Origin of the sequence: Actinomadura sp. GC306, assembly GCF_004348665.1 — a bacterium.
GTDB lineage: Bacteria > Actinomycetota > Actinomycetes > Streptosporangiales > Streptosporangiaceae > Spirillospora.
On the sequence record NZ_SMKM01000487.1, the window covers coordinates 1 to 2,036 of the forward strand.

The 2,036-nt window shown below is 79.2% G+C and carries 2 protein-coding genes and 2 pseudogenes; all 4 read left to right on the forward strand.

Features of this window, described 5'->3' with window-relative positions; translation table 11 throughout:
• Positions 1-199, forward strand: a pseudogene (locus E1200_RS32870) (sensor histidine kinase); the annotation flags it as partial.
• A complete protein-coding gene (locus E1200_RS32875; protein WP_131956517.1) occupies positions 196-861 on the forward strand; it encodes a response regulator transcription factor in 666 nt (221 codons plus the stop codon). The pseudogene E1200_RS32870 and the gene E1200_RS32875, both read left to right, overlap by 4 nt.
• Before the next feature lie 88 nt (positions 862-949).
• Complete coding sequence (locus E1200_RS32880) at positions 950-1,585, forward strand: RNA polymerase sigma factor (protein ID WP_131956519.1); 636 nt, start codon at positions 950-952, stop codon at positions 1,583-1,585.
• Positions 1,582-2,036, forward strand: a pseudogene (locus E1200_RS32885) (hypothetical protein); the annotation flags it as partial. The gene E1200_RS32880 and the pseudogene E1200_RS32885, both read left to right, overlap by 4 nt.

Genomic DNA, 2,036 nt, shown 5'->3' on the forward strand with positions numbered 1-2,036 from the left:
GGTCGATGACGACGGGCCCGGCACGGTGGGCGCGGCGGTGGCCGGGAACGGGTTGCGGGGCATGCGGGAGCGGGCCGCGTCGGTCGGCGGGCAGGTGACGGCCGGTCCGGGCCCGGCGGGCGGGTTCCGGGTGTGGGCGCGGCTGCCGGTGGACGCCGCCGCGCCCGCGGCCCGCGTGGGGACGCTGGAGGCGGGGTGATCCGGGTGCTGCTGGCCGATGACCAGACGCTGGTGCGGGCGGGGTTCCGGTCGATCCTGGAGGGTGAGGACGACATCGAGATCGTCGCCGAGGCCGGGGACGGGGAGCGGGCGGTGCGGCAGGCGGCGCTGCTGCGGCCCGACGTGGTGCTGATGGACGTGCGCATGCCCGTCCTGGACGGCCTGGAGGCGGCGCGCCGCGTCCTCGCCGACCCGGCGCTGCGCGGCGTCCGGGTGGTGATCCTGACGACGTTCGACCTGGACGAGTACGTCTACGGCGCGATCCGGGCGGGCGCGAGCGGGTTCCTGGTCAAGGACACCGAGCCGGCCGAGCTGATCCGCGGGGTGCGGGTCGTGGCGCGCGGTGACGCGCTGCTGGCGCCGGCGGTGACGCGGCGGCTGATCGCGGAGTTCGCGGCGCGGCCGGCCGCGCCGCCGCCGGCGGCGGTGCTGGAGTGCCTCACGTGCCGGGAGCGGGAGGTGCTGGAGCTGGTCGCGGCGGGGCTGTCGAACGAGGAGATCGCCGGGCGGCTGGTGCTGGCGCCGGCGACCGCCAAGACCCATGTCAGCCGGATCCTGGGCAAGGTGGGGGCGCGGGACCGCGCGCAGCTGGTGGTGCTGGCGTATGAGACCGGTGTGGTCCGGCCGGGGCGGCCGCGGTGACCGCGGCGTGGCGGGTACGGTCGGCGGGGACGGGTCCCCGGCCGGGCGGGCGGTGCAACCGGGTCGGGCGCGGCGGTGTTGAGCGGATGTGACGGTTACGGACGAGGTCTGCGGCTCCCACGCGGGCGGTGCCGCCGATGCGGCGGCCGGGCGGGTCGTCGCGGCGCTGTCGGGCGACCTGGACGCGGGGTTCGCGGTGCTGTACGAGGCGTACCGGGGTGCGGTGTTCTCCACGGCGCTGCGGTTGTGCGGGCGGTGGGCCGAGGCCGAGGATCTGGCGGCGGAGTCGTTCCTGCGCGCCTACCGGGCGCTGTGCGGGTACGGGCCGGAGCGGATCGCGGAGCTGCGGCCGCGGGCGTGGCTGCTGGCGATCCTGGCGAACGTGTGGCGCAACGGGCTGCGGTCGGCGGCGCGGCGCCCGCGGGCGGCGGGTCCGATCGAGGAGGCGCCTGATCCGCCCGATCCGGGCGAGGGCGTGGAGGACGCCGCCGCGCGCCGTGAGACGGGCCGGGAGCTGGCGGTGCTGCTGGCGCGGCTGCCGCCGGACCAGCGCGCGGCGGTGGTGCTGCGGCACGTCGCGGACCTGCCGGTCGCGGAGATCGCCGTGGTGCTCGGCATGCCGGAGGGCACGGTGAAGTCGCACGTCTCCCGGGGGCTGGCGCGGCTGCGCGTGCTGCGCGGCGCCGGCCGGCCGGGCCAGGAGCAGGGAGGGGGCGTCCGATGACGCGAGACGAGCGCGGGCCGGCGGGGGGCGCGCCGGGTGACCCGGCGGCCGACTCGGCGGCCGACTCGGCGGGTGGGCTGGCGGCGGAGCTGGCGGAGCTGGGCGCCGACGCGCCCGCGGGGCTGCTGGACCGTATCGCCGCGCGCCGCGTCCGGGTGCCGGGGCCGCTGCCGGGCCGGTTCGCCGACCTGCAGGTCGCGTTCACCGACCGCGGGGTCGCGTACCTGCGCGCCGGGATGGAGGAGGCGGAGTTCGCCGCGGCGTTCCGCGCCCGGTTCGCGCGTCCGCTGCTGCCGGGCGCTGCGGCGCCCGAGGGGCTGGCCGCGGCGCTGCGGGACGGGCGCCCGGGGGCGCTGCGGCTGGACCTGCGGGGCCTCGGCGAGTTCGAGGCGGCGGTGCTGGCGGCCGCCGCGCGGATCCCGCGGGGCCAGGTGCGCCCGTACGCGTGGGT